24 protein-coding genes are annotated in these 26,741 nt (G+C 68.0%); 12 read left to right on the top strand and 12 right to left on the bottom strand.

Going from position 1 to position 26,741, the window contains the following annotated elements:
* Window positions 1-32 precede the first annotated feature (32 nt).
* Together OG718_RS02000 and OG718_RS01995 are read left to right on the top strand one after the other, a co-directional pair.
* The gene (locus OG718_RS02000; protein ID WP_328842965.1) at window positions 33-1,046 is read left to right on the top strand and encodes a DNA polymerase Y family protein; all 1,014 of its coding nucleotides are present in this window, start codon (window positions 33-35) and stop codon (window positions 1,044-1,046) included.
* Between the two features lie 34 nt (window positions 1,047-1,080).
* The gene (locus OG718_RS01995; protein WP_143644539.1) at window positions 1,081-1,530 is read left to right on the top strand and encodes a DUF6292 family protein; all 450 of its coding nucleotides are present in this window, start codon (window positions 1,081-1,083) and stop codon (window positions 1,528-1,530) included.
* Window positions 1,531-1,547: 17 nt separating this feature from the next.
* Here OG718_RS01995 and OG718_RS01990 read toward each other — a convergent pair whose 3' ends face one another.
* Entirely contained in the window at window positions 1,548-2,786 is a 1,239-nt protein-coding gene (locus OG718_RS01990; RefSeq protein WP_328842964.1) for a pentapeptide repeat-containing protein, read from the bottom strand.
* Between the two features lie 409 nt (window positions 2,787-3,195).
* Here OG718_RS01990 and OG718_RS01985 point away from each other — a divergent pair, with 409 nt between their 5' ends.
* Both OG718_RS01985 and OG718_RS01980 read left to right on the top strand, forming a co-directional pair.
* Window positions 3,196-3,333: a hypothetical protein gene (locus OG718_RS01985; protein ID WP_328842963.1), complete on the top strand. Its 138-nt coding sequence runs from the start codon at window positions 3,196-3,198 to the stop codon at window positions 3,331-3,333.
* Window positions 3,334-3,348: 15 nt separating this feature from the next.
* Entirely contained in the window at window positions 3,349-4,530 is a 1,182-nt protein-coding gene (locus tag OG718_RS01980; protein WP_328842962.1) for a replication-relaxation family protein, read from the top strand.
* A 568-nt stretch (window positions 4,531-5,098) separates the two neighbouring features.
* On the opposite strand, the gene OG718_RS01975 is transcribed toward OG718_RS01980, so the two are convergent.
* Window positions 5,099-5,365, bottom strand: coding sequence for a hypothetical protein (locus OG718_RS01975; protein WP_328842961.1), 267 nt, complete (start codon window positions 5,363-5,365; stop codon window positions 5,099-5,101).
* Between the two features lie 136 nt (window positions 5,366-5,501).
* Between OG718_RS01975 and OG718_RS01970 the strand changes: the two genes are divergently transcribed.
* From OG718_RS01970 to OG718_RS01960, 3 genes are all read left to right on the top strand, one after another.
* The gene (locus OG718_RS01970; protein WP_328842960.1) at window positions 5,502-5,666 is read left to right on the top strand and encodes a hypothetical protein; all 165 of its coding nucleotides are present in this window, start codon (window positions 5,502-5,504) and stop codon (window positions 5,664-5,666) included.
* Window positions 5,667-5,777: 111 nt separating this feature from the next.
* Window positions 5,778-6,110, top strand: a complete 333-nt coding sequence (locus tag OG718_RS01965; protein WP_328842959.1) for a hypothetical protein — start codon at window positions 5,778-5,780, stop codon at window positions 6,108-6,110.
* Window positions 6,111-6,383: 273 nt separating this feature from the next.
* A complete protein-coding gene (locus OG718_RS01960; RefSeq protein WP_328842958.1) occupies window positions 6,384-6,581 on the top strand; it encodes a hypothetical protein in 198 nt (65 codons plus the stop codon).
* 137 nt (window positions 6,582-6,718) lie between these two features.
* Here the strand turns inward: OG718_RS01960 and OG718_RS01955 are convergent, their stop codons facing one another.
* On the bottom strand, window positions 6,719-7,027 hold the full coding sequence (locus OG718_RS01955; protein WP_328842957.1) for a hypothetical protein: 309 nt from the start codon (window positions 7,025-7,027) through the stop codon (window positions 6,719-6,721).
* Between the two features lie 186 nt (window positions 7,028-7,213).
* Window positions 7,214-7,747, bottom strand: a complete 534-nt coding sequence (locus OG718_RS01950; RefSeq protein WP_328842956.1) for a hypothetical protein — start codon at window positions 7,745-7,747, stop codon at window positions 7,214-7,216.
* 384 nt (window positions 7,748-8,131) lie between these two features.
* Here OG718_RS01950 and OG718_RS01945 point away from each other — a divergent pair, with 384 nt between their 5' ends.
* The 3 genes from OG718_RS01945 (at window position 8,132) to OG718_RS01935 (ending at window position 10,603) form a co-directional block, all read left to right on the top strand.
* Window positions 8,132-9,124, top strand: a complete 993-nt coding sequence (locus tag OG718_RS01945; protein WP_328842955.1) for a helix-turn-helix domain-containing protein — start codon at window positions 8,132-8,134, stop codon at window positions 9,122-9,124.
* Window positions 9,125-9,228: 104 nt separating this feature from the next.
* Window positions 9,229-9,798, top strand: a complete 570-nt coding sequence (locus OG718_RS01940; protein ID WP_328842954.1) for a hypothetical protein — start codon at window positions 9,229-9,231, stop codon at window positions 9,796-9,798.
* 421 nt (window positions 9,799-10,219) lie between these two features.
* The gene (locus OG718_RS01935; RefSeq protein ID WP_328842953.1) at window positions 10,220-10,603 is read left to right on the top strand and encodes a hypothetical protein; all 384 of its coding nucleotides are present in this window, start codon (window positions 10,220-10,222) and stop codon (window positions 10,601-10,603) included.
* A 256-nt stretch (window positions 10,604-10,859) separates the two neighbouring features.
* On the opposite strand, the gene OG718_RS01930 is transcribed toward OG718_RS01935, so the two are convergent.
* Together OG718_RS01930 and OG718_RS01925 are read right to left on the bottom strand one after the other, a co-directional pair.
* Window positions 10,860-11,321 carry an ATP-binding protein gene (locus tag OG718_RS01930; RefSeq protein ID WP_328842952.1) on the bottom strand — a complete coding sequence of 154 codons (462 nt, stop codon included), beginning with the start codon at window positions 11,319-11,321 and terminating at the stop codon, window positions 10,860-10,862.
* A 354-nt stretch (window positions 11,322-11,675) separates the two neighbouring features.
* Entirely contained in the window at window positions 11,676-11,849 is a 174-nt protein-coding gene (locus tag OG718_RS01925; protein ID WP_328842951.1) for a hypothetical protein, read from the bottom strand.
* A gap of 224 nt (window positions 11,850-12,073) precedes the next feature.
* Here OG718_RS01925 and OG718_RS01920 point away from each other — a divergent pair, with 224 nt between their 5' ends.
* Window positions 12,074-13,456, top strand: a complete 1,383-nt coding sequence (locus OG718_RS01920; protein WP_328842950.1) for a hypothetical protein — start codon at window positions 12,074-12,076, stop codon at window positions 13,454-13,456.
* 87 nt (window positions 13,457-13,543) lie between these two features.
* On the opposite strand, the gene OG718_RS01915 is transcribed toward OG718_RS01920, so the two are convergent.
* Window positions 13,544-14,074, bottom strand: coding sequence for a hypothetical protein (locus OG718_RS01915; RefSeq protein WP_328842949.1), 531 nt, complete (start codon window positions 14,072-14,074; stop codon window positions 13,544-13,546).
* Entirely contained in the window at window positions 14,074-15,087 is a 1,014-nt protein-coding gene (locus OG718_RS01910; protein WP_328847662.1) for a helicase associated domain-containing protein, read from the bottom strand. The genes OG718_RS01915 and OG718_RS01910 overlap by 1 nt, the downstream gene beginning before the upstream one ends.
* A 706-nt stretch (window positions 15,088-15,793) precedes the next feature.
* On the opposite strand from OG718_RS01910, the gene OG718_RS01905 reads away from it, so the two are divergent.
* Window positions 15,794-19,840, top strand: a complete 4,047-nt coding sequence (locus OG718_RS01905; RefSeq protein WP_328842948.1) for a hypothetical protein — start codon at window positions 15,794-15,796, stop codon at window positions 19,838-19,840.
* 280 nt (window positions 19,841-20,120) lie between these two features.
* Here the strand turns inward: OG718_RS01905 and OG718_RS01900 are convergent, their stop codons facing one another.
* The 4 genes from OG718_RS01900 to OG718_RS01885 all read right to left on the bottom strand — a co-directional run bounded on the left by OG718_RS01900 (window position 20,121) and on the right by OG718_RS01885 (window position 26,356).
* Entirely contained in the window at window positions 20,121-22,028 is a 1,908-nt protein-coding gene (locus OG718_RS01900; protein ID WP_328842947.1) for an XRE family transcriptional regulator, read from the bottom strand.
* A gap of 37 nt (window positions 22,029-22,065) precedes the next feature.
* Entirely contained in the window at window positions 22,066-22,203 is a 138-nt protein-coding gene (locus tag OG718_RS01895; protein WP_328842946.1) for a hypothetical protein, read from the bottom strand.
* A gap of 600 nt (window positions 22,204-22,803) precedes the next feature.
* Complete coding sequence (locus tag OG718_RS01890; protein ID WP_328842945.1) at window positions 22,804-24,525, bottom strand: ATP-dependent helicase; 1,722 nt, start codon at window positions 24,523-24,525, stop codon at window positions 22,804-22,806.
* The gene (locus OG718_RS01885) at window positions 24,515-26,356 is read right to left on the bottom strand and encodes an ATP-dependent nuclease (protein ID WP_328842944.1); all 1,842 of its coding nucleotides are present in this window, start codon (window positions 26,354-26,356) and stop codon (window positions 24,515-24,517) included. The genes OG718_RS01890 and OG718_RS01885 overlap by 11 nt, the downstream gene beginning before the upstream one ends.
* Window positions 26,357-26,741: the final 385 nt, after the last annotated feature.

Genomic DNA, 26,741 nt, shown 5'->3' with positions numbered 1-26,741 from the left:
TCTATAAGGTGAGTGTAGTGGAGGTGGGTGCCATGGCGGCGGAAGCGGTGTCGGGAGATCAGCGGGTGTCGAGTGTGCTGCATGTGCGCTGCCCCGACCGCCTGCCGGAAGAGGCCTTCCGGCAAGTCCTGGAACTGCTCACGGAGTTTTCCCCGGTCGTTCAGGCGCTGCCACCGTCCGCAGCCCTGGTGCAGCTGAAGGGCGCCCTGCGCTACCACGGCACCAGTACCCGGCACTTGGGGGAGGTGCTGCGGATACGGGCCCTCTCTCGTCTGGGTGTCGACGTGCGCGTGGGGATCGGCCCGACGATCGTGGTCGCGGCCACGGCCTCCGGCCAGATCGATGCCCCCGGCGGCGTCCTCGCCATCGACCCCGACCATTTCGTCGACTGGCTGGGTCCGCTGCCCGTCGAAGCCTTGCACGGCATCGGTCCGAAGCAGGCGGCGGCGCTGCGGGAGTTCGGCGTGCACTGCGTGGGCCTGCTTGCCGCGGTCCCGCCGGGCACTGTGCAGCGCCTGCTCGGCGGGCGTGCTGGGCGGATGGCCGCCGACCGGGCCCGCGGCATCGACCCGCGCCCCGTCGCCCCACGTGCGCTGCCCGCCACCCTGACCGTGCGCCACGCCTTCGCCCAACAGACCCTGGACGGCGCGCTGGTCCGCGCGGCCCTGCTGGACCTGGTCGTGCAGCTCGCCCACCAGCTGCGCCAGCGCGGCCAGGTGGCCCGCGGCCTGACCCTGACACTGCGGTTCGCCGGCGGGACGTCGTGGGAGAAGACGCGTCGTCTGCCGGAGGCTTCGGCGCATGACGACGACTTGCGAACCCTGGCGTATCGCATCGTCGATGCTGCGGGTCTGCAGCGCGGCCGCCTGACCGGGCTGGTCCTCAAGGGCGAGGACCTGGTCGACGCCGACCAGGTTGCCCAGCAGATCAGCCTGGACCAGGCGCGGGAGGATCGTCTGGTCGCTGAGGCTGTCAGCGATCGGATCCGCGCGAAGTTCGGGCCCGGTGCGATCGGCCCGGCCGCCACGTTCCTGCGTGTCTCATGACCGGGTTTCCGGCCCGCAGGTGGAGGTGAGAGGGATGCTGCTTGATCCGCCCGGCTGGCCGGGCTGTGCCCAGGGGCTGCCGCACTGGCCTTACCTCCAGGCCGTCGACGAGGCGCTCACCGGGCGGGGGATCCCGCCGGGTGCGGTCTGTATCGATCGGGCCGGGCGCGCGCATGGCGACGTCATGTCGATGGAGCTGAGCTGGGACGTCAGTCGCACCGCCGGCCCGGGAGGCGTCCGGTTCCACTGGGATGAGGACACCGGCTGGTCCTACGCCACGGTCCGCCTCGTGCGCGATGACATCCTCCCGCGCCGTCCTCTGGTCCCGCTCCATCGCGTCTTCGCGGTACCGGAGGCGGTAGCGGACACCGCAGAGAGTCTGGTGCGGTCCTGGCGTACCCCCGCTGGCGAGTATGGCGCGGAGTGGTACCAGGCTCAGGAGGTGCGCACCGCGATCAGCGCATTCCGGCAGTCGGTCCGTTGAGCCTGTGCCCGTACGGCCTAGGCACCTGCCGGGACCGGGAACGGACCCCACGAGAACACGGTTCCGCGGAACGCCGCGTCGCTGAAGTCGACCGTGCCGCCGGGGTTTGTCGCGTCGCTGAAGTCGATCGTGCCGCCGGAGAACTCCGCGCGGTTGAAGTCGATCGTGCCGTCGGAGAACTCCGCGTCGCTGAAGTTGACCGTGCCGCCGGAGAACCTCGCGTCGCTGAAGTCGACCGTGCCGCCGGAGAACCTCGCGCGGTTGAAGTCGACCGTGCCGCCGGAGAACGTCGCGCGGTCGAAGTTGACCCAGCCGTCGGAGATCGTCGCGCGTTTGAAGTCGACCGTGCCGTCGGAGATTGTCGCGCGGTCGAAGTCGACCGTGCCGTCGGAGATCGTCGCGCCGCCGAAGTTGACCGTGCCGCCGGAGAACCTCGCGCCGAAGAAGATGACTGTGCCGCCGGAGAACTCCGCGCCGCCGAAGTTGACTGTGCCGCCGGAGAACTCCGCGCCGCCGAAGAAGGTGACTGTGTCGCCGGAGAACCTCGCGTCGCCGAAGTCGACCGTGCCGCCGGAGAACACCGCGCCGTCGAAGTCGACCGTGTCGAGGAAGTGGCTGTGCGACAGGTCGCCGCCGTCGAAGGTCGCGCCGGTGAAGTCGAGGGAGTAGGTGCACCAGGCGGTGGAGGCGACGGGGTTGCGCAGGTGGTCGCGGATGACGCGGATGATCGTCCAGCGGACTTCCCGCTCACCGGCCTTGTGTCCGGCTTCTGCCGGGTCGGGTTGGTAGGGCATGCGGAGGTAGGCGCACAGTACGTCGATGCAGACTTGGCGTTGTTCTTCCCAGTCGTCGGCGAGGCGGGCGAGGGCGTAGACGCCGGCGAGGCGTACGGCAGCCTGGTCGTGGCCGAGTTGTTCGGCGGCGGTGGTGTACCGGTCGGCGAGCTGGCTGGCGTCGGCGCGGTGGGCGTCGCCCTCGGAGAGGAGTTGTTTGCGGTAGGCGTAGAGGCCGGCGAGGACGGCACCGACCAGGGTCAGCGCGGTGACGGTGGCTTTGAGGACGTCGTTGACGTTGACCGGCTTGGCCGGTTTCTGGTCGGCGGCCGCCTGCGCGAAGTAGTCGTGGGCGAACAGGTAGATGCCCCAGCCGAGCAGCAGGGCGAGGACCAGGGCCGCGGGGGCGACGAGCCAGACCGGCCAGAGGTTGGGGGTGTACCGGCCCCGGGGAGCCTCGCGCCTGCGCAGTGAGAGTGCCACGTCCAGAGCATGGAGCCGGGCGGCCGCCCGGTGCAGCGAGTTGCCGAAACACACCGCGGGGCCCCGGCCGGGCCGGAGGAGGCTTGCTGTCGGGCAAGCCTCCAATCCCCCTACCGTTCTCCCTACCGATCCCCCTACCAACTCCCCTACCGGCACCCGTAGTAGGCTGCGCATGCTTTGCGCAGGTCAGCCCTCGTGGTCGGCCCCGACCACGAACCCCGACAACCCTCTTCTCTCTCCTTGCCTGTACCTGCTTGCTGGGGGATGGATTGTCTGTGGCAGGTGGCAGGGTGGGCGCGTCGTGATCAGAGGGTTCGGGGCGGCGTGTGTGGGTTGCGGCCCGGCGCGGCTGGTCCGCCGCGGCGCCCGTGGGCCGCGATGGGGTGAGCGAGGGAAGGGGCGGGCTGGGGTGGGTGGTTCGAAGGCGTATCCGTACGGATCCACATCGGCGGTGCGCGGGCACGTGCTGGCCGCGCTCGGGGTGCTGAAGGTGGCGAGCGCCGATCAGATCCACCGGATGATGGCACCGGGCCACAAGGACAACTAGGCGTTCCGCAACGCCATGTTGGATCTGGCCCGGCACGGCATTACGGTCTCGGAGGGCAGCAGCCGGGACGGCAACAAGCTGTGGTCGCTGACACCGTTGGGTCTGGACGCGGCCGCCGAAGCCCTCGGCAGGCCGGCGGACCAGATGGGCGGCACCGCGCGGGGCGCGGCCCGTTCGGGTGCCCCGCACGCCATGGCGGTCAACGAGACCATCATCGCGATCACCCGCACCCCCGCGACACCGACCAGTCCCGTGCCCCGGCAGCGGACCGATTCCCCCTCCCCGCCGGTGGCCGTGGAAGCAGACGTGGTGGGGCTGCGGGGGATCGGCCTGGTCGGCTCCTGGTCGACGGAGGTCTCGCTGAATCTGCCCAGCAGCAGAGGCACCCGCACCGCCGTGCGCGCTGATGCGGTCCTCCAGGCCCCGGAAGCCGACCTGCCGGTGCTGTTCGTGGAGGTCGACAACTGCACGGAGACTCCCGAGAGGCTGGCCGCGAAGTTCGAGAAGTACCGCACCTACTTCCGCCTCAAGACCAGGACCACGCAGGGCCTCGAGCTCCCGGTGTGGCGCTCCCGGTACGCGGCGACCGGGCGGGACGGCCACCCGCCCGTCGCCGTGGTGTTCAACCCCGGCACCCGCATGGGCCCGGAAGGGCTGAAGAACCGGATGAACACCGTCCTCCAGCAGAGCAGGGACGTGTGGTCGGGCACCTACCGGTGGCACGGCACTTACGGGGTGGGCGAGGAGCGGGACGGCTACTACGACTACGCGGACGCGATCCCCGTCCTGTTCACCACGCTCGACCGCCTCCAGGCCGACGGCCCGCACGCAGCGGTGTGGAGGCGCTGCGGGCATGGCCAGTTCGAGACCCTCCCCGACGCCCTCGCCAACCCCAAAGACCACGACGCATGGGCGCTACGTGAAGAAACACGCCGCCGACAACGCGGCGCGGAACGTGTAGAACAACAGCAGGCCTGGGGTGTCCAGCGTGAACGCTGGACACAGGAACCTGCTCTCGCACCCGAGCCCGAACCGGATCCGTGCGAACGCTGCGGACTCCCGATCACCGGCCAGCCAGGCATCCTCTACGACAACGCGCCACCACAAGACGGCCGCCACTGCCCCACCTGCCGCACCGACCTCCAGCAGCAACCCATGACGCTGCGCCAGGCTTTCTTCGGGCGCCCCAAGCAGTAGCCCGGCCGCCGGCACATCCTCACCTCGTCCGCGTGGCAGGCCACGAGGCGATGTCCTGGTACAGCACGAGCCCCCGGTGCCTGCCATGACATCCCGGGGTCCCTCTGTGTGCACTTCGTTGACCATGGGCTTCAACGACCGACAGGACCCGAAGAAACGCGCAGACGGGCCGCGCTCAAAGAGCTGGCGCCTGGGACAGCAGGAGGTTGGGCCCGTGCCGGTTCCGTCCGGCACGGACCCACGGCGAACGTACCCGGCCGCCGACCGAAGCGTCCCCTCGGGTCATGGCTCGGTGTCGCTCGTGTGGGTGATGACAGTCGGCGGGTTCGGCGGGACGCCCGGCAGAAAGCCAGTGGAGACCGGTCGTTGAGCGCGGCCGGTCTCGCGCCGTCAGGCGGCATTGCGCAGGCTGCCCCGCACCCGCCCGTCCGTGAGTGCGGGGCAGTTGCCAGGTAGGGGGCCCGGGACCGGGCAGGCTTCGGGCCCCCACAACGCACACCGACGCGGAGGCGGTGCGCTGGATCTGCCCAACGACGCCCGCGCTTCGGGGATGCGCAGGGACGTGGCGCTAGTTGTGCTGGTCGGTTGGCCCCGCAAGCCTGCCCACGGTCGGGGGCCTCTTCCGTTCGACCCCGAGTGCGCGAGCACGGCGGCGGAACACCTCAGGTGTGAGTCCGGTCCAGGCGGCGAGTTGGCCGACGGTTGCTCCGGCCTTCAGTTCACGGTCGGCGAACTCCAGCATTTCGGGCTTCAGCTCGCGCTCGCCCTCATAGTGGGCCTTGTAGCGGGCGAACGTGTCGGCGGCTTCGGGTGAGGGCGTGTGGTCTCTTGCCATACCCACACTGTAGTGCAACGCGTAGCCCTACAGAAAGATCTACATCTAGGCCTATTGACAGGCCTACACGTAGGCCTAATGATGGAGGTATCGCAAGACGGAAGGACACTCCCGCAGGCATGAAGGAGGAAGAGGAATGGCTGATCAGCAGGCGTACCAGGTGAAGGTCGAGTACGAGCCGACCGGCGAGACGTACAGCCGATTCGCGGTGGACACCAACCAGGCTGCGGCGGAGCAGCAGATCGCCGAGAAGCTCCCGACCGAGCCCGGCAGCCAGCACAGCCGCGTGGTCAGCGGCTGATCTCGCAAGCCCTTCGTCCGGCCCCCACGGAATCGTGGGGGCCGGACTACGTTACGCAACGCAACACCCTCGGCAACCGAGTCAGTCCGGCCCCGCGACGAAAGGTCTCACGTGGACACGAACACCGCCTTCTTCGCCTACGGCGTTCACGTCGGCTCCGCCAGCCAGGAGACCGAACGGATCGACGAAGTCCTGCTCACGGTCAAGGACCGGTGCCCCGACGTGCACTCTGCGGTCGGCGGCTCCTGCGTCGGTGAAGAGGTCTTCCTGGTCGCCTACAGCCAGCAGGTCGAGTCCGGCGGACACTGTGGTGCGGCGGGCATCTCCCCGGAGCAGCAGGCCGGCTGGGACGTCCAGCTCGCGTACGCGATCCGAGTCCTCGGCTACACCGGCCGGGCCGGCCTGCAACGGCCCGCCTGGCTGTGCTTCACCGAACAGTCCTGACCACTCCCAAGCCCAGTGCTCACCACCGGACGGATCTCCGGCTCTGCAAAGCAGCCGGACGACAAGGAGGGAGAAGGGCCGCTTCAACCTCCCCAGGCGTGGCGGCCCTTCCCCGAGCAGGCACAGCCCGACTACCCAGACGACTGCCGCCCACACCCCGTCTGCCACTTTCGACCACCGCCGATGTGATGGTGGTGAGCCCGACCGGAAAGCGAGGATGGCGTAACGGCGGCCTGACCAGACCGCCCGACGCCAAGCCAGGGGAAAAGCCTCATGCGCACTGTTGCTCGCCTGTCCGCTGGCCTGCTGGCCGCTGTAGCACTCACCATGGGCTTCGTATCCGGCGCCGCCGCAGCCGAGCCCGGCCGCACCGCCCCCGCCAAGCCGCTGCCCTGGGAGGCCTCCCAGCTCCCCACCGGAGCCGGAGAGTTCACCACCCTCTGCAGCGGAGGCTGCCCCAAAAGGCCGTAGCCTTAAGCAGCGCCGACGCTGCCCCGCACGCGCCAGCTCGCGCGTGCGGGGCAGCCGGTCAGCGTGGGATGAAGGCGCCGACCGCCAGGGCGCCGTCGTCGTCCATCCGGAGTCTTGGAAGCCCTGTCACACAGCAATCAATCTTGGGCGGCGTTGCATGCCACCCCCGCGACGTAACTGCGCACGCCGGTTTCCTGCAGCCCGATCGTGCAGAAGATGACGGCTCCCCACACGTCTGATGCACCGGTGTTGCAGGCTTCGGCCCTTGCTGCTGTGGTCCGATACCCGCTGGTGTTGAGGACGTACAGGCAGTCGCCGGACGAAGCGGGCTTCGCCGCATCAGGCATGCCGTGGTGACTGGCAGATGCTGTACCGGCACCGGCGATCAGACTACCGATGGCCAATGTGCCAGCCGTGGCGACGGCGGCCAGTTTCGTGCGAACCATTCGTACTCCCCTTGAAGTTGGCTGACCCATGCGAAGAGTCAGCTGGATCGTCCGCACCAGGTGTAGCGGCTCTGCATTGTTCGCGTTCGGACTACCTGTCCGAACAAAAAACTTCCGAAAAATACGGGCGAAGGCGCGACTCCGCATCTCGCGTCAAAACGACGCACATAGCCACGGGCAGCCTGGTCAGTGCAGGGTGAAAGCGTCGACCGCCAGGACGCCGTCGTCGTTCATGCGGACCCGGTCGGCGAGTTGGGCAAGGACCTGCTCCGGCTCAAGGCCGGTGCGGGCGGCGATCGCGCGCAGTCGGCGGCTCACATCGGCAGACAGCCACACCTGAGCTTTCAGCTCATCGCGCGCGTCCTGCTGCTCCATCTGCCACTCGGCACGTCGCGCGAGGGCGCCCTCGCGCTGTGCGTCGCGCTCCCGCGCCCACGCGCTGCCCTGGACGTCCTGCTCCGGGCTGTAGACCGGCCAGCCCTGAGCGTCCATCAAATCGGCGACGCGACGCCACTCGGCATGCCGCGCCACCCACTGCTCCGCGAGGTCCTCCGGGTCACTGTCGTACGGGCCACGGTCGACGGCAGGGGAGTTCAGCTGGTGTCGGGTCTCCCGTTCCCGCCGCTGTGCTTCCGCGACCTTGTCCGCGACCTGCGCCACGCTCAGACCCTCGCTCTGCCGCCGGACCGAAGCCCGGACCACATCCTCAGCACTCCACATCACGCGCTCCCCTCCTGTGCCGCCCACTCCAGACCGAGGCCGGCCAACTGCGCACGACGCTTCGCACTCAACTTCGCGGCCCTCTTGCGGGTGTTGTCGAGCCATGCCCCAAGCTTCACGGCCTCCTGATCACCCTCCCCCCACCGCCCACGTTGATCATTTCGACGTGCTTGCGGGTGGGCCGCAGGTGTCCTCCGCGGGTGTGGAACTGGCGGGCCGCAGCAAGGTTGGTGTTCCACGCCGCTTCCATCGTGGGCCCTGCCATGAGCCCGGTTCAGGTCTGGGCCGTCAGTTCCGGGAGGAACGAGTGCGGCCCCGGTGGCGGGGTGTGTTCGGCTTGTTCGGGTGATGCTGACCCGACCCTGTCGCGACAACACTGGGCTCATGGACGTGGTCAGCACTGCCGAGGTCGCGGCGGGAGAGCGGTTCGCGTTCTGGCGCGAGGTGAGCACGAAGCTCTGGGTGCCCTACGACTTACGCTGCGACCCGCAGCTGGAGAACGGATTCAAGGCCCAGGTCGGCATCAGCGATTTCGGTGCGATGCAGGCGACGCTGTTGACCACGATGCCGCACACGGTCCACCGCTCGCCCAAGCTCATCCGCCAGGCCGATCCCGAAGTGCTCAAGGTGGGCTGCATCGTGCGTGGCGGCGCCACGGTGACGCAGGACGGCCAGCACGCGGATCTGGGGGTCGGCGACTTGATGCTGTTCGACACCTCACGTCCCTTCCTGGGCAAGCACGCGCCGCACATACCTACGAGCCAGCTGCTGCTCCTGCGCTTCCCGCGCTCGCTGCTGCCGTTGCCCGACCGGGATCTACGGCGGCTGAGCGCCGTTCGCATCCCCGGCACGCAGGGCATCGGAGCGCTCTCGTCCCAGTTCCTGCTGCACCTCGCCCAGCGTATGGACGAACTCAGCCCGGCCGACACCGCCCGCCTGTCCACGCTGACCCTCGACTTGCTGACCACGGTGCTTGCCGACGCGCTGGACTCTCAGAGCGCGGTGCCGCCTCACACCAGGCGGCGCGCGCTGATGGTTCAGATCCATGCCTTCATTCGGGACAACCTGGGCGACCCGAACCTGACCCCGGAGACCATCGCTGCCGCGCACCACATCTCCCTGCGTTACCTGCACAAGCTGTTCCAGCAGGAAGAGCGCACCGTCGCAGGCTGGATCCGCGAACGCCGCCTGGAGCAGTGCCGACGCGACCTCGCCGACTCCCAGCTGATCGCCCGTCCGATCCACGCGATCGCCACCCGGTGGGGGTTCACCAGCCCCGCGCACTTCAGCCGGGCCTTCCGCAGCGCCCACGGCGTCTCCCCGAGCCAGTACCGCCAGCAGTACACGCAGAATCAAGACCTGTGCGCTCATCCGTAACGACAGGCCCGGTTGCGTCGCGCACCCTGCTCGAACAGCCAGACCTTTGACAAAGGGGGAGCGCGTTGAAACTAAGAGCCCGAGCATTCGTAAGCGTCGTGGTGATGGGGCTGCTCCTGGTAGCAGCTGGTCAGGGCCTGGCGACTGAGTCGTCGGCCCGTACGGGATTTTCGGCTCAGGCGCGGGCCGCTGGGCTGTCGACCCAGCAGGCGACGGCGTTGCAGGCCAAGGTCGACGACTACCTGGTCACGCTGGCCGGGCGAGGGACGCAGATCTCGCCGAACCAGATCGACATGAACGGGGCGATGCTGAACGTCACCGTGCCCGGGGAGACGCACCCCCGGCAACTCGTGCAGGCGGCCAAGGTCAAGTACCAGGCAGATGGCTGCCATTGGCCAACCGGCGGTGCCCCAAGCCCGCCCGGCTACGGATGGTTCTGCGCTTACGAGCGGGAGAGCCTACAGGGTGACACCGTGTCCATGTATCACTGCGACAACTACGAAATCCCCTTCAGGACCATCGGTGGCTGGTGGAATAACCAGACCACCGGCACCAAGCCAGTCCTGTACTGGGAAAATTTCCAGGCTCCGCCGTGGGGCATGCCCGCCGCGCCCTCCCGCGTTACGCAAGGCGTGAAGTGGGATCCTGTGCACTCGATCAAGAACTGTGTATAGGGCTGGACCGGCAGGGGATCTCTCCCCTCGGTGCGCAGCATCGCCCACACATAAGGCGAGCATTGCGCAGGCCGCCCCGTACCCGCCCGTCCGCGAGTGCGGGGCAGTTGCAGGTAGGGGCCCGGGACCGGGCAAGGTTCGGGCCCCCACAACGCACACCGACGGGGAGGCGGTGCGCTGGATCTGCCCCAACGACGCCCGCGCTTCGGGGATGCGCAGGCGTCGTGGCGCCAATCGGCCATCCGGGGTCCCACCAGGACGACCGCAGCCCGGGCGTCCGAGCCGCGCAGCGCACGCCGGTCGAACTCCCCGTACCGGCCGCAGCGCGCGCGTCGACCCGTGCCCCTGCGCACCGGCGGTTCGGGCCGGGCCGCAGCCCGGCCCCTGTTTACACCGAGCAACCGGTGGTCACCTTCCGTATATGAATGCTTTCTCTGCGTGGCGACACAGGTCAGCCGCCAGCTCGGTCGTCCGATTCGGAATCGCCCTGGCCCTCGCTGGCGCCGCCTGCTTCGTCACCACCCCCGCCCACACCGCCTCCCGCGCGCCGGACTGCGCAGGCAAACCCCTGCGCACCCACCCCACCGAACTGACCGACCTGCGTCGAGGACCCGGCGGCCATACCGGGCTGATCACCCTCATGGCAGCGAACACGATGGTGACCACGGAAGGCTGCATGGTCACCGGCACCCGCTACCAACCGATGTGCGGCCAAGTAGCCAGCTACGACGGATGGAGGGAAATCCGCATCGACAGCGACGGCCTCCGCGGCTGGACCAACGAGGTGTGCCTCTTCCTGCGCTAGCGCCACCACCCCGGCACGGGCGGGACTTTGACGCCGGGGTGACCCGGCTCAACTCAGGTTCGTGCAACCGGGCACGAGTACCACTACCAATGACCTTCAGCCGGATGGGGGCGACCGCCGCCAGCAGGCCGGGACCAAGGTCAACTTCTGGCGGCCTCTAGGCTCACCTCGGCGCTACCCCTTGTGGCACTGCTCATCAGCAGTGCCACAAGAGGCCCACGAAGTCCGGATTTTTTCCGGTGGGCTGTGGTGCCCGTCATATCAGGCGGCCTGCCGGATGCCCGCCGGGATCGTCGGCCAGCACGACCGCGGCCTTCACCCGCTTGCCCACCGGCTCGCGCCGCACCTCGAAACTGCGGCACACCGCCATCGCGATCTCCAGGCCATGCTGCCCGACCCGTCCCGGATCAGCAGGACAGGCCGCCGGCAGCGCCGCATCGGTGTCCCACACGCTGATCTCCACGGCGCCGTCGACCACCTCCAGGTCCAGCAGACACGGCCCGGGCGCGTGTTTGTAGGTGTTGGTCACCAGCTCGCTGACGACCAGCTGCACCAGGCCCATCGCCCGCTCCGACACCGGGACCCCGTGAACGGCCTGCAACTTGGTCATGAATCCACGGGCGAAATGCCGGGCCGCAGCGATCGGCTCACTGCCGTCCAGGGCTACAGCGGACAGGATCGGGCGGCTGACCAGCGACTCGTATTCGTCTGCGTTCATCGCTGAGCCACACCGCCACCCTCGTCCTGAGCAACCCGGTTAACGACCCCGGATACCCCCGAACCGGCGCCACACACCAGGACCAAAGGCGGGAGCTCCGAACGTCCCATCCCTCCAGACGAAACCACCCGAAGCGAGCCGCCTGACCTGCACTTCCAGGCTTCTCCAAACTCCAGGTCAACGACCGCGCCGCGGCAATCGTCCGAGCCCGCAACGCCGGCCTGGGACCCGGCTGGCCCCTTCCCTTCACGGCGCACCGGGAGCGGGCGGAGAGGCAGCGGAAGCCGTAGGCGCGGTCTGCGTGCGGTGAGGTTCTGTGCGGGTGATGCGGGCAAGGATCGCCGTGCCATCCGGTCAGCGGGCCGTGATGACGGCGACGAGGGCTCCCAAAAGAGCGAGCCCGGACAGCCCCACTGTGAGTGGCTGGGCCAGAGCTGGGTGGCGGTGGACGACGTAGGCAAGGCCTCCGGCCGTCAGGAGACCGACCAGAACCAGAAGCAGAACGATCAGCAGGGCGAGCGTGGACATGGCAGGGGACTCCTTGCGGTGCATGCCAAAACGAGCATGCACGAACGAAAGCGGGACTCTGAGGCGCTCGCTGCGTTGTCCAGGCCACGGACAGCACCAAGCGACACGGCCCCGGGCAGTGCTGCCGGGCCGCTATTCCAGATTTGGGGACGACAAATTGTTGCTCCAAGCGCAAGAAGCCTGTGAGCGGGACTTTTTCCATAAACCAGGAGCCGGGAAGTGAGGTGGGCACGGTGGTGATGGACAGCAGGCCCGGACGTGCCAGCAGAGCCGGACGGCAGGCAGGTCGTCCTCGTAGCGCGCTCGATCGGGAGAATCTGCCACCGGAGATCACCGACTGGGTGCTGCATCTGCGGAAGCTGATCGACAGCGTGTTCCCTACCGACAGTGACGCGGCAAAGGCACTGGGGGTGAGCACACCCGACTTGTCGAAGTTCCTGGCCGGAAAGAAGGCACCCGAGCGGGCCTTCGTGGCAAACGTCCATCCGGTGTGCGACCGGCAGAGCGGCACGCGCAGCAATGACCAGGCACACCAGCGGACGGATGCGCTGTACATGCGGGCGCTGGAACATCTCAACCCACCGGTGTGGCAGCTGCTGAGTGCGCTCGACAAACGCGATGCCGCGGTGGCCCGGGAGCGGGCAGCCCTTCGGAACCTGGCGCTGACGCGCAAATGGCTGAACCGGGCCGAGGATGAGGCGGAGCGCCTTCGTCAGGAGTTGCAGGCGGCCCGGGCAGAGTCCGCCGAACTTGCGGCGAAGGTAGAGAGTCTGCTGGAGCAGGTGCGCCGCCTGGAGGAGGAAGCGGTCGTCGCTGAGGCAATCCTCATTGCGCAGCAGGCGACAACTGCTCCGCCACCACCGGCGAAGCTGGACCTTCTTGTGGTGCGGGGGAGCGGGGCAATCCTGGTGTTGTGCACGCTGACGTGTGTAGTCGCCATCGGGGCAGCCCTTGTCGGGGCAACGCTGGCGGACAACGCAACGCCCTGGCCAACTCGCGGCTGGCTGGCTGCCGGCAGCTCTGTGTTGGTGGCCGCGATCACGGACGGGCTGCGGCACAAGGCCCTCAAGCGCCTCGGTACTTCCTCGAACGCTGCCAGCTACGGCCTCGCGTCGTGTCTCCTGATCATCGCAGCCTGCACGGTTCCCCTGTACCTGCTGAGCACGGGGATCCGGAGCCACCAGAACTATCTGGAACACCGCTCAGAGGCGACAGCGTCCGTTACCGACTGCACAAAGCAGCCAGATGCCTCCCCTGGTGACCACGGCATCGACACACCGACATATAAGTGCACCTATACGTGGACGATTTCGGGGCACAGCTACCGGCAGCGCGAGGTGGGGCTTGAGTCAGAAGAAGGGCAAAAGACCACCGTCTTGATCGATCCCGCAGACCCCTCCACCATGCTTCCTCAGAAGGTCGCTCTGTGGTCCTGGGTCTTTGCCTACCTGCTCGCGGCCGTGGCCCTCGCCCTGCCCGTCGGCGCCCTGCGTGTCTACCGCACCGCCCAGAACGAAACCATGGCTGCGCTCCGCCGAGTACAGCGGATCACTCGAGAGGCTGCTCCCCGGAAAGCTTCAGCGCGCCGGCAGAAGCTCCCGCTTTGAAACTTCTGGGCCGCAACAGCCGACAGACGATGTCCCGCACCCTGAACCCCAGGTGTGGGACATCGTCCTCATGTGAAAGGTGCCCGGTCAGTGTGGGGTGAAGGCGTCGACCGCCAGGGCGCCATCGTCGTCCATGCGGACCCGGTCGGCGAGCTGGGCAAGAACCTGCTCCGGCTCAAGGCCGGTGCGGGCAGCAATCGCGCGTAGCCGGCGGCTCACATCGGCAGACAGCCACACCTGCGCCTTCAGCTCATCGCGCGCGTCCTGCCGCTCCATCTGCCATGCGGCACGTCGGGCGAGGGCACCCTCGCGCTGTGTGTCGCGCTCCCGCGCCCACGTACTGCCCTGCACGTCCTGCTCCGGGCTGTAGACCGGCCAGCCCTGAGCGTCCATCAGAGCGGCGATGCGACGCCATTCGGCATGCCGCGCCACCCACTGCTCCGCGAGGTCCTCCGGGTCACCGTCGTACGGACCATGGTCACCGGGGAAGTTCAGCTGCTGCCGGGTCTCCTGCTCACGCCGTTCCGCTTCCGTGACCTTGTCCGCGACCTGCGCCACGCTCAGTCCCTCGCCCTGGCGCCGAACCGTAGCCCGGGCCACATCTTCGGTACTCCACATCACGCGTTCCCCTTCCGCGCCGCCCACTCCAGACCGAGGCCGGCCAACTGCGCACGCCGCTCCGCACTCAACTTCGCCGCCCTCTTGCGGGTGTTGTCGAGCCATGCCCCAAGCTTCACGGCCTCCTGCTCGCCCTCCCCACCACCGCTCACGTCGATCAGTTCGACGTGCTTGCGAGCGGGCCGCAGGTGCCCTTCGCGTGCGTGGAACTGGCGGGCGGCAGCGAGGTTGGTGTTCCACCGTTCATCCTGCGACCGTCGCACCGGCCCGACCGCCTCGCCCTCAGCCGCAGGCTCGATGCCGAGCGTCTCCAGCAGGTACTGCTGCGCGGGCATAAGCCTGTCCCACCCCACCCGCTGTCCAGCGATCCACACCCCCAGGTCCTCGCCCTGCACGACCAGCTCGCCCGCCCCCGCCGGGAGACTGCCTCCGGCCTTCACGTGGGCGAGCGCGAGTCGGTAGTTGCGCTGCCATCCGATCTCCCACGCCGGGCACCATCCGGGATCAATCTCTGCCAGAGCCTCCTGACGACTCGTCGACAGCTCCCCGGCATAGGGAACGCCCGTTTCCCCGGCCTCACGCCGTGCGGCGTTTTCCAGCGTCTTCCGGGCCGCTGCACGCTGGTTCTTGGCCCACACCCCGATAGCCATCGAACCGGCACCGCCCCCGACACCGCCGCTGCCCCACACGGCGTTGGCTGGCGGGAGGAAGTGCCCGTGGACGGCCGCGTAGGAGCGGGCGACTTCGAGGCCGGCGTCCCACGCGGACGCGTGCACCGACCACACCATCCCCAGCCGCTCCAACTCCGTCACACGCGAGGCTTCCAGCGTCCCGGCCGCGTAGTACCGCCGCTGATCTGCCACCCAGGCCCCCAGCGGATGAGCGCTCGCGGCTCCCCAGTCCTCCGGCGTGACGTACGTGAACGGCACCCGCAACTCGCTGTTGCCGGTCTCGCGCAGCCACCTGGTGGCGGCTTCGATGCCGCGCCGCCAGTAGGCGCCTTCGGGGTCGATGACCCGCAGCTGTGTGAGGTCTCACTGATGCTGCGGTGACGGTACGTCGGTGACCTGCAGTACCGCAGGTGTAATGAGACCCTTTCTCAGACCTGTCCATGCCGTTTGACCTGCGGTGCTGCATGTTGGGTGAGACTGCCGCAGATGTAATGAGAACGCCTATAGGGCGCGGCTGAGGGAGTCGGTCGAAGCCTGTTCACCGGGTGCTGGCCGGCCGTGACTGCTCGCACCCCCGCAGCACGCCTCCTCGCCCAGCCATCTGGTGATGGCCGCTCAGCTCTCGACGTTGATGCCGTGATCCGTGGCCAGCCTCGCGAGACCGGTGTTGTAGCCCTGCCTGACGGCACGCTTGCTCAGGCAGGGGGTTCATCGGCCCCGGACTGTCCAGGCAGGTGCCCGGCCGGTTGCGTGGCGGAGTTCTCGAAGACGCACTTGGCTAAAGCCGTCTGGCCGAGAGGGCGTCGCGGGCTACGGCAGGTCGTACGTGCTGGCCTCTGGGTGACGGGCCGGTCGGCTCCTGCACCGGTGCTGTCAGCGCTGCCCTCTACGCTCGGTGCCTGTGACGACAGCAGCATTGCCGGGGGTAGTCTATCCCTGGGCGAGGAAGACGGCACCGCTAGCGGATTCCACACTCCGAGGCGGCTGGACCGGTTTGCCTGCTGCGGGGGAGGGCGGCCATGGCCGGCGGTTGGAGGAGTTGCGGGATGTGCCGGTGCTGGCGCTGTTCGGGGAGCGGGGCGCGGGCAAGTCAGTGGCGCTCCTGCAGGAGCGCCAGTCTCTGGAGGCGGCGCAGGCTGCGGCGCGATGGGTGAACCTGGGGCGGTGCCAGACCGAGCGCCAGGTCGGTTCGGCACTGGCTGATGCCGCCGCGGCCCGGGAGGCGGGGGAGTGGTGGGTATTCCTGGACAGTGTCGATGAGGGCTTGAATGTCCTGCCTGCCCTGGGCGGGCTGATCGCCGACTGGATCGACTCGCTCACTGCCGACCAGCGACGCCGCGTGCGGCTGCGTTTCAGCTGCCGTACAGGGCGCTGGCCCGACATCCTGCAGGACACGCTCACGCGGCACTGGCCACAGCAACTTCAGGTGCAGCACTTGATCCTGACTCCTCTCAGCGCCAGCGACGTTGCCGTTGCCGCCGAGAACTACGGTCTGGATGCCGAAGTCTTCACCGCGGTGCTGCGTGAACGCGGTCTGACGCAGTTGGCCATGGCCCCGGTCACACTTCTGCAGCTGCTCGAGTACCACCGCGTTCACGGGACGTTGCCTGCTACGGCGGCCGATGCCTACGAGCAAGCCTGCCTGCTGCTGTGTTCCGAGAGCAGGCGTCCGACCGACATCCGTGAACTGCGGGCCCAGCCCACAGGCCAACGCCTGCTGCCGGTTGCCGCCCGCGTGGCGGCGACGATGCAGTTCTGTGCCCAGAACGTGCTGAGCGATGATGCCCAGCTGCTCTCCGGCAGCGGGGAGATCACCCTGGCCGAGCTGGAGGGCGGGCAGGAGCCCGGCCTGCAAGGCAGCGAGGTCCCGTGCACGACCGACGAACTGCGCCAGCTGACCGAGTCCCATCTGTTCGAGCCTGTGGGCCTGTTGCGGTGGACCTTCACACACCGTAGCTACCAGGAATTCCTGGCCGCTCACTATCTGAGGGCCCACCAGGTCGACCCGCGCGCTCAAGCCGGCCTGCTGTGGGTCGGAGACGGCGCGGCCCGGCACATCTACCCTGCCCACCGTGAAGTGGCCGCCTGGCGCAGCGGCAGCGACAGCACCCTCTTCGAAGACCTGTTGCGTGAGGATCCGCTGGTGCTGCTACTGGCCGACCTGCCCGCACGGCCCGCCACCGACCGGGCCCGGGTCGTCGAAGCCCTCTTCAGCCTGGCGCAACGAGACGACACCCTCGATTTCGATAACACCAACCTGCACCGCCTTGACCACCCTGGACTGCCCCAGCAGCTCCTTCCCCGCCTGCGACCAGACGCGGACGGACTCGCTACGGCCATCGCGCTGCACATAGCCCGACGCTGCCGCCGCTCGGAGCTGACCGACGCCCTGCTCAAGGCCGCCGAGACCGCCAGCCTGTCTCAGGAACGACGCGTCCTTGCCCTGCAGGCCGTCGCCGGCTTCCGTCCCTCGGATGCCCGGACAGTGGACCGGATCAGACAACTGGCCGCCCATGACCCCTCCCCGGAAGTCGTCGCGGCCGCGCTCGACCGGCTGTGGCCTGCCCACCTGACCCTGCGCGAGCTGCTCGACTCCCTGCGCGATCCGGCCCCCGACTACTACGGCCACGCGTGGATTCTGCGCTCGCAGATACCGGATCAACTGACCGCCGCCCAGACCGCTCAGGCCCTGCTGTGGGCCCGCGACACGCTGCAAGAGCCGCTGCCCGGACGCAGCATCGTCCTGGCCGCCAACCTGATCGGCCGCGCGGTCACCCTGGCCGGCACCCACGGCCTTCCCGGTCTGTCTCATCCTCAGGCCGTCATCGGCGAGGCCCTCATCGCGCTGGCCAACCACAGCGCTGTCCTGCACAGCCTCGAAGGCCGCACCGAGCAACAAGCCCTGGGCGACGCCCTGCGCGCGCAGCACGGTCTGCGCCGCGCCGTGACGCATCACCTGCTCACTCACACCAGCGAAGATCAGTTCATTGGCATCCTGGTTGCCGTCCCGCACGGCTGCCTGACCACGTATGACGACGCGTTCTACTGGATGGAGCACTGGGACGAACTCGCCGACGTGCCACCCGTACTCGCCCGGCTCGTCGTATCCATCGCCCCGCCGGCGGACCCCGAGCTGCAGGCCCGGGCCGAAGCAGCACGCTCCGCCCATCCCGCCCTCCGAGAGATCACTGCGAGATGGGACCAAGACCCCGATCCCGACCCGCACCCCCAGCAGCACATCGACACCGCTCCCGACGACAGCCGCACCTACAGTGAGGCGCGTCTGCGCGAAGCACTGGGCGCCGTCCATACCGCCGGCCCCGAGACCATCCGGCGCGCCTGGGGCGCCGTCATCGACCAGATGCGATGTACCCAGGATGGAACCAAGCCCCCTCACCTGTGGGCAGAGCCGCTGCTGCTGTCGGCGCATCACACCCCCTGCCGCCCGGCCCAGGGCAGCAGCCTCGATGCGGAGCTGAAGGCCGCCGCCCGGCACGTCCTTGCGACCGTGCCGCCCCTCCCAGCTGAGCTGCTGGCCCACGGCCGGAACGCCCATCCGGTGCGGATGCTGGAGCTCAGCGCTTTCGCCATCCTGGGCACCCCGGACGAACTCCCTCCGAACCCTCCCGATCGCTGGGCCGGCTGGAGCCTTGCCCTGGCCACCACATACGCCTACAACCCTGCTGCCCAAGCGATCCGGGACGCCTTCATGCCCGTCTGCGCCGAACACGCCGGCCCGGCACTGCTCCCGCTGCTCGACAAGGTGCTGCGTGACCCCCATACCGATCCCGTCACCACGCATGACCTGGCCCGCTCTCTCGGAGCCCATGCACAGCCAGACGTCCTCGACGCCCTCAGCGACTGGGCCGACCACCCCGACCGCAACCTCGAACACTGGCAGAGCATCACCGGCGCCCTGGCCTTCGCCGGGCACCCGTCCGCCCCCTCGCGCCTGCAATCGGTCCTTGAGAGCAACCCGTCGGGGCCAGCGGCGACACCAGACATCCTGAACCGATGGCTCATGGCGGCCCAGATTCTGCTGCACTGCCCGGCCCTGCCAAGCCTGTGGCCGCTCGTACAACAGCGTCTGACCGACGACGCACTCGCCCAGGCATACATCGACCGGCTTAGCCAGCGCCCCGCCCTCCACTACACGCAGTCACACCAGCTGGCTAGCCTGAACGAGGAAGCCCTCGCCGAGCTGTACCTCTCGCTCGGCCGACATGTGACGGCAGAGACACTGGACCCGCCCCTGCGCTCCGGCTGGAGCGGTGAGGACCACTTCGGCGAGCTGATCCGGTCCATCCCGCCGCTTCTGGAGGCCAAGAACACACCGCAGGCAGCCCACCAGCTGCGCCGGATGGCCACCCGGACAGGACTGTGGCGTCTGCGCCACCTAGCCCGGCGCACTGCCCTGGCAGCCGCGGAGTCGCTGCACACCCCCACAACGCCGCCTCAACTGCGGGCACTTGCGGAGCAGTCCCAGCAACGGCGCTGGGTCACGGACGAAGGGCACCTCCTGGCGCTCGTGCTGGAGGCCCTCGGCCGCTTCCAGCAGGCCCTGGACCGCCCCAACGGCCTGAGCATCGCCCTGTGGAACCGATCGGAGGCCTCCGCGGCCCAAGCCGACTGGTGGCCCTGCTGGGAGGAAGATATGAGCGACATCCTTGCCGTGTTCCTTCTGCAGGACATTGGTGGCCACCGCGTGGTGGTCAACCGTGAAGTGCAGCTCGACCGGCCGGGCCTTGCCGGCCGGCGCACGGACATCCAGATCGAGGTCCCCGCTCCGCCGGACAGCGGACACGATCCCGTCAAGCTGGTGATCGAGTGCAAAGGCTGCTGGAACAACAGCCTGCCTACGGCTCTGGAGCACCAGCTCGTCGACCGCTACCTGCACACCTCCCGCACCGCGGGCATCCTGCTGACCGGCTACTTCGACTGCGACCGCTGGGCGGCCACCAAGCGGCGATCGTGCCCCGCAACCCATCACACACTCAAGTCCGTTGACCGCCACCAGCAACAACAGGCCCAGATACAGCGAGACCTCAAAGGGGTCCCAGTCGCAGCCTTCACCCTCGACTGCACCCTGCCCTGACCGGATGCCGCCGAAGTCGGGCCCGGGGAAGCCGACAACAGTTCCAGTGGTCCCCAACGAACAAGGTGCCCTCGGGGACCCAGGAACAGACGCTAGTGCTTCTGCCCCTCGTGGTCGGTCTGCTCACACGGACAACTTCAGCCACCGCCCCTCCAGCGGCCGGATCGGACGGCACCGATCCAACCGCCACTCACCCGACGAACCTATGCGGTGAGAGCACCAGCAATAGTTCATGGGTGCGCCCGGGGCTCAACCAGCTCAGACGGCAGCACGCTCACTTCTACCGGAGACGCACGTCCGGGGCGCCGTCTCGGCGCCGCGAATCGTGGCTGGCCGCTGCTGCGTACCAGATGTCGTCATTGAGGTACTCGGGCAGACCTCGGTGGAAGCAATGCGCCCACTCCCGTGCAGCCCGGTGGATGGCCATTTTGCCGTCCCCGGGGACCAGGTACTTAAGGCCTGGGTCGTTCCGGCGGTAACCGTGGTAGAGGATTGCGAGAGGACTGGTGTTAACGGAGTAGCCATACCGGCGGCTTTGCTGAGCGCCCAAGGGGCCCTGGCCCCGCACTGCGTGGACGACTGCCCGCCACTGCGCGCTGTCCATGTCGAATGAGTCCTTGTTCCAGGCAACCGGTACGTGGTCGCAGTGGATCTCCCCGACGATCCGGCCCATACCTGCGGGCATGTCGATGGGGTATTCCATGCGCGCGTCACCAGAGTCGTCATGCCAGGCGAACAGACTCTTGTCGCGAACGAGGATCTTCCTGCCATGGCTGTAGAAGTCGATGCCGTAGTCGGTCGTGTGCAGATACCGCTGGATGCCTACCCAGCCCCACACTCGCTGGGGGAGCGGAGTTAGACGATGGCTCTGACACTCGGCGCAGCGCTCAGCATCCAGGGCGCTGTGGTGCCCGCAGACCGCGCAGTCGTGCACGGTGGCCACGGTCACATTGATCGGCAGTCTGGCAGGGACTGGGCCCTCGCGACGCAGAACTGACCGGTTGTCGCCCCAGATGCACGGAAGGCGCGGGCCGACCTTGCGTCCGTTGATGGTGAGATGCAGACGGTTCTCGCGAATCGGGTAGCTGTAGATGTCTCCGAGCTTGACGCCCAGACGGAGCTGTTCGGCGGCAGACCAGGGTTCGCGCAACTGGGAGATGGTGATGTGGGTGCCGTGTTCTGACGGCTCTACCTTGGGCTCAGTGCTCACCGGCACCCGCCACTCCGCGCCGCGTACCAAGGAGCCCAGGTCGATAGTGAGGACGCTCCAGTCTGCTGCCTCAGGGCGGGCGGTGCGCACGGTTATGTGTGATCCCAAACGGCTGGTGGCGACGTTGAAGCCGAGCCCCAGAGTGGGGTAACGGGACGCTTTACCGCTCCAGCCGAGACGCGCCGCTTCAAGAAGCGCCTTGTCATTCATGCCGGGGCCGAGATCAGAGATCGTCACCGTTTCCTGTCCAGGATGGCTGCCGTCGGAGAACTCGATCGACACGGGCAACGGATCGGCTGGGCTGGTTGGGCGGGTGCCATAGGCCGATGCCTGCGCAGCGACCGCGTTGTCCACGAGCGCCGCGAAGCAGCTCCAGCCAGACATGGGCAGGTCGGATAATGCCCTCAGCAGCTGCGGGGAGGGAACCACATGCACAACCTGCCGCTGAGGAGCGTGAGGGTTGCGTTCTGCTCTGTCCCACGCCGCGGCCCAGGATGCCTCGGCATCCTCACCGACACCCAGCACACGGACGAAGGAGAGCATGATGTCCTTGCGCAGGCGGGTCTTACCGCGCAGGGCCTCGTTCAGTGTGGTCCTGGGCAAGATACCCGGCCCGGCACGCTCCTGCAGCTTCCGCAGGCTCGGCCTGTCGTGTGCGGCGTGCAAAGCCCACATGGCTTCCCGCAATTGTGCGAAAGTGCTGATCTCCTCTACGCGGACCTGTTCCGCTGCCGAAGAGCCGGCCGTTCCGACGCTTTGCGCCTGTTGCCACAGTGCACGGGCCTCGTCCAGGCTGGCTCCGCATGCTCGTGCGAACGCTTCCACGACCGGCAACGGCGTGCGGCAGCCGTTCGCGGCCCGATGCAGCCGGGAGCTGCTCATGCCCGCTTCTCGCGCCAGTTCCGCATAGGTGAGGCCAGCGAGGTGGCGCGCCCGGCGAAGCCACCGCGCCACCTCGCCCATCTCTGCGGCACGCACACGGAGCTCCTGCTCGTGACGTCCCATCAGAATCCCGTCAGGCGTGACGGCCGTCGGTGCGCCACGCTTGGAGCGCGGCAAGGGTGATGGCTGCCGTCACCTCGACCACGAGAGCCGCCAGCATCTCCTGCCAGGGCAGCGCCGCGCAGGACAGTGCGACCAGGATGATCAGCACGGCAATAACGACCGTGCCTCCCCGGGCCGGCTCAGGCTCGGGCCGACCGGCCCCAACACAGGAAAGAGTTCCGCTCATAACTGTCAACACACCCTTTGCGCTTTGGACTTGAGTGCTCCACGCGCCAGCGGGTTTGGGGCCTGCTCGGCGCAGCACGTTCCTTGGATGATGCCGCATCCGGCGGACGCACGCCCAACCGGAATCCTGCCGTCCCGGGTTTGTCCCAACACTGTCCCGATCATGAACGATATGCCGTTGATGCTGGTCAGAGCATGCTGAGAGACGCTGGGACAGCATGCTGCTGAGGGATGTTGCAGCCCCGTCCGGACTTCGAGTTGCGTGCCCGACGCACATCGGCGAGCCTGTTCAGCAGGATCCTGCGCTTTGGAAATGACACAGGGACCGTGGCCCGGGACGCATTTGGGGTGTGACCCGGCCAACTGGGCTGAATCTCCGGGCCACACCGCTCGGAGACCAGCTCACCCCGTTTGCTGTTCGCCTTGGGCGGCACGTGGGCCGTGCCCACGTCAGCGATACGCGTATGCCCCGGCCAGGCAAGAACGGCCCTCCTAGCGAAGCACCATGTGCGGCCCCCCCGCCCTAGCGGTTGGGAGTCAGCGGCAGACCGTCCTCGGGCCTTACGAAGACGACCATGTGGCGTGCGCGGGTGATGGCGACGCGGAGCAGGCGGCGATTGCCGCGGATGCGTTCAGCGTCCCATTCCGGGTCCAGTAGGCGGCTGTGGTAGGCGCCCTCGGCGATGACCACGCCGTCGAATTCCTTCCCCTTGGAGCGGTGCATACTCATCAGACTGACGGCGGCTGTGTTCTGTTCGGGCACGGCCAGTTGGTCGTTGGCCAGGGCGCGGCGTATAGCGGCGGCTGCATCCGTGTAGGCGGCTGCTCCGTCCCAGGCTTGGGTGAGGGTGAGAGCCAGTCGGTCAGTGGCGTTCAGCATCCGTAGCATCCGCACTTGCTTGAACAGTTCCACGAGTTCGGCGGACCCCTGCAGGCGGGTTCGGGTGTCCTGCCAGTCGGCAACCGGCCGGCCGACCAGCTTCAGGCCGGCGTCGTAGGCGGCCAGAAGGGACTGGGCTGTCTTGGCACGCGGTGGTTTGCCTTCGGTGAGCGCGGTGATGGCCCGCTCGATGGTCTGGATCTTGCTGCGCGCGCCGGTGGTGCCACGCGTGAACTTGGTGCGGTAGAAGTCGGCCACGGCGCGAAGGGTTTTGGTGAGCGCTTCGAGGCGGGGCAGGGCGGGCCACTCCAGCATCGAGGCCACGACGAATCCGGCTGCGGCGGACAGCTCGGGGTCCCAGTGCAGGTCGTGATCGACGGGCGGCAGCACACCGCGGGCTGTCACGTTCTCCACGCTGATCTTCTCGGAGATGCGTCCAACGAGGCTGTTGGTGGTGGCCAGGACCGCGAGCGTGGGGTCACGCTTGAGCTCGGCCCGTAGATGACTCCGCAAGGCGATCACCGCCTGGTGAGTGCGGATCTCGACGGGAATGGCTCCCCGCTGCTGAGCGTAGGTAAGGGCTTTGACGCTGTCCGGGACGGGGGAGGGGGTATTGCGCAGGACGGCGTTGGCGTAGCCGAGCAGCCCGCCTTCCGGGCTGCGGTGGTTGTCTTTTGACAGGTCGAAGCGGACCGGTTGCAGATGGGCGATGGCGTGTGCGATGCGTTCCTCGTCGACGCCGGGCAGGTGGCCGAAGATGCGCTGGTCGGGGTCGGCCAGGCAGATCACGGTGGAAGCCTGGCTGAGCGACTTGACGGCCCGCCACTGGTCGATGTTGGTGTCCTGGAACTCATCCACGATGATCAGCGGGTAGATGCCGCAGTACAGGGAGCGCACCGCGGTACTGCCTTCCAGCAGGTTGGCGGCGGTGTCGGCAAGTCGGTCGAAGACGTACCGCCCCTCCTCGGTAGCCATCCGCCGGCACTCTGCTGGCCAGGCGTCCTTGTCTCCGCCGAAGTCGGCGCGCAACTCCCGCTCCCGGTCGGGGGTGATGAACGACGACGGCCGCCCGGTCAGCAGTCGGCCGTGGCTGCGCACGAGCTCGAGGAAGAAGGCGTGGAAGGTGCGCACCTCCAGCCTGGCACGTGCGGACCGGTTGTACAGTCCGCTCATCCGGTCGTTGATCTGCCGCACCGCCGCGCGGGAGAAGCTCAGGAACAGCACTCGCTGTTCGTCCTGCAGAAGCTCCTGGGCCTTGAGGGCTTTCAGCAGAGCGATCGTGGTCTTGCCGCAGCCGGGCCCACCTTCGATCAGTGCATGCCCGGTGCTGGCCAGGATTGCCTGGCGGGTGTCGTCAAGTTCCATCGGCCGCATCGCCGTCGGCGTCTGGCGCCGGGGGCGTGGTGTCGGTCTCTGCCACCGGTCGCAGGTCGCGGTCGATCTGCAGAAGGAAGCCAGCAATCGAGGCCGGCAGGTCGGCCAGGCCGCTGCACTCGGCGACGAGGGCGGCGCCGTAGCCGTCTCCCTTGCGGGCTTTGAGGACCTGCCGAGCCAGTGTGCGAACCGCGGCGTCGTCCATGTCTTCGTGCAGAAGCCCGCACTTCACCGGGTAGTCCGTCCGGCCCGCGGCCGAGCTGAGGAAGCGCCGCTGCACCGTGGGCGGGATCTCCGAGGTGAGTAGGTCCTCGATCCCGTTATGAGCGATCACGGTGTAGCGGGTGAAGTCGGCCGTCTTCGCCTCGACTTCGGGGGAGAAGGGCCGCACCGGAGTGTCGTGGATGCCATACACCGGCTTGCCCAGGCTCTTGAAGACCGGAGCGAACAGCGGCACCGAAGCATCGCCCTGCGCGTCGAAGACCGTGACGCCAGCGAGGTCGGGGTGCAGATAGTCCACAGCAGGATCCTGCTCCAGGACATCGGCGACCGCGGGGACCAGGTCGGCCTCCGTGGCGCCCTCCACCACCAGCACCGCACGGGCCAGCACCGCTTCGGCGAACTGGCGGCGGTTGTCCCGGTACCGCTTGGCCTTGAAGTCCGTCGGCAGCACCACCGGCGAACTGCTCAGCTCACCCGTCTCGTTCCGTCCCAGCACCACGATGTTGCCGGGGTCGAACTTCTCGATGACATACGGCGAGTGCGAGGTGACGATCGCTTGCCCCATGCGCTGGATGACGAAGTCGACCAGGCGGCGCTGTGCATGCGGCGGAAGCGCAATCTCCGGCTCCTCCATTGCAAAGATCACCGAGTGATCGCCCTTGAGCTCGGCGATGTAGGTCAACAGGGCGAACACAAGCAGGTTCAGGGTGCCGGTACTCAGCCGGTTGAAGGGCACGCCGTGCGTGCCGGGCTGGGTGGCAATGAACAGGCGCAGTACCTCCCGCAGGTGCTCTCGGGTGCGCTCGGAGACCTGCAGATCCACCGGGTCAGGCTGCGCGGACAGGCTCACGAAGCGGTCCACCCGCTCGGCCACCTCGCCGCGAATCTTGGCGAAGCCCGAATCCTCACCCGCGATCACGACCGCGGCAAGATCGGTCAGGGCCTTCTCCCACAGCGGTCCGGCCCGTTCGGCCTCCAGCCGCACGATGGTGTCCAGCAGTGACCCCCGCTGGAAGGTCAGCGCCCTGCTCCCGGTCCGGTTGGGCCGCAGATACAAAAACCCGCAGTGACGCTTGTCCTCACGGGTGAAAGGGCGCAGGCCCGCGCCGAGTTCGGTGCTCTCCTCGGTGAGGTCATCCGGCACGCTTTCGGGGTGGGCGAAGTAGGTGCCGCCGAAGAAGTCGTCTTCCTGCGGGTCGAACCGGCCCAGGAATACCACCGGCAGGCACCATTCGCCGGCGTCCGCCTTTTCCATCGCGCCCGGCTCCAGATCGGCGAAGTCATCCCGCTGGGCCGACCACCGCCGCAGGTGAGGTCCGAAGCGGCGCTCGGCCTCCGGCGACAGGCCGGTCAGCACGGCCTCCAGCCGGATCTCGGGCAGTTCACCATCCACCGGCTGGTAGCGGGTGCCGTAGAAGTCGTACTCGTCGACCACCGGGCGGCGGAACATCCGCTCCGGTCCCAGGATGAGCTCCAGTGCCTCACAGACGGTGGATTTGCCGATGCTGTTGGAGCCGACCAGCAGCGAGTGGCCGCTCAGCACAACGGTGCCGTGGCTGATGCCGCGGAAATGCTGCAGTGTCAGCCGTCGTACCTTCACCGTTGCTGCCCTCTCAGCCATCTCACCTCAGACCGCAGCCGCCGCGGGAGCGCTCCGTCGCACGGATGGGAGAGGCAACTGCCCAGCCGGGAGAAGGACTTGCCAGCCAGGCTGAAGTCACTGATGCGATTGTAGCTTTTCTGATGGTCTTGCTGTTTCAGGGGGAAACATGGCGCTGTGCCCGCCAGGATGGCTGTGACGTTGTTCAACGGCCCCTCGATATTGGCCACTTGGCCCCGGGAGGTCGCAGATCACTGCGTGACGTTCCGAAGCGGCCCCACCGCCATCCACCTGCAGGTAGGGGCCACGAGGCGGGGCCTCCGGCAGACCGTCATCGAACGTCTGTCGGCGCCAGCGATGGCCAAATTCGGTGGGGCCGGTTGTC

The sequence above is a fragment of the Streptomyces sp. NBC_00258 genome (assembly GCF_036182465.1).
Taxonomy (GTDB): domain Bacteria; phylum Actinomycetota; class Actinomycetes; order Streptomycetales; family Streptomycetaceae; genus Streptomyces.
The sequence above is the reverse complement of the archived record's forward strand: the minus strand, read 5'-3'. Positions and strand labels throughout refer to the sequence as shown.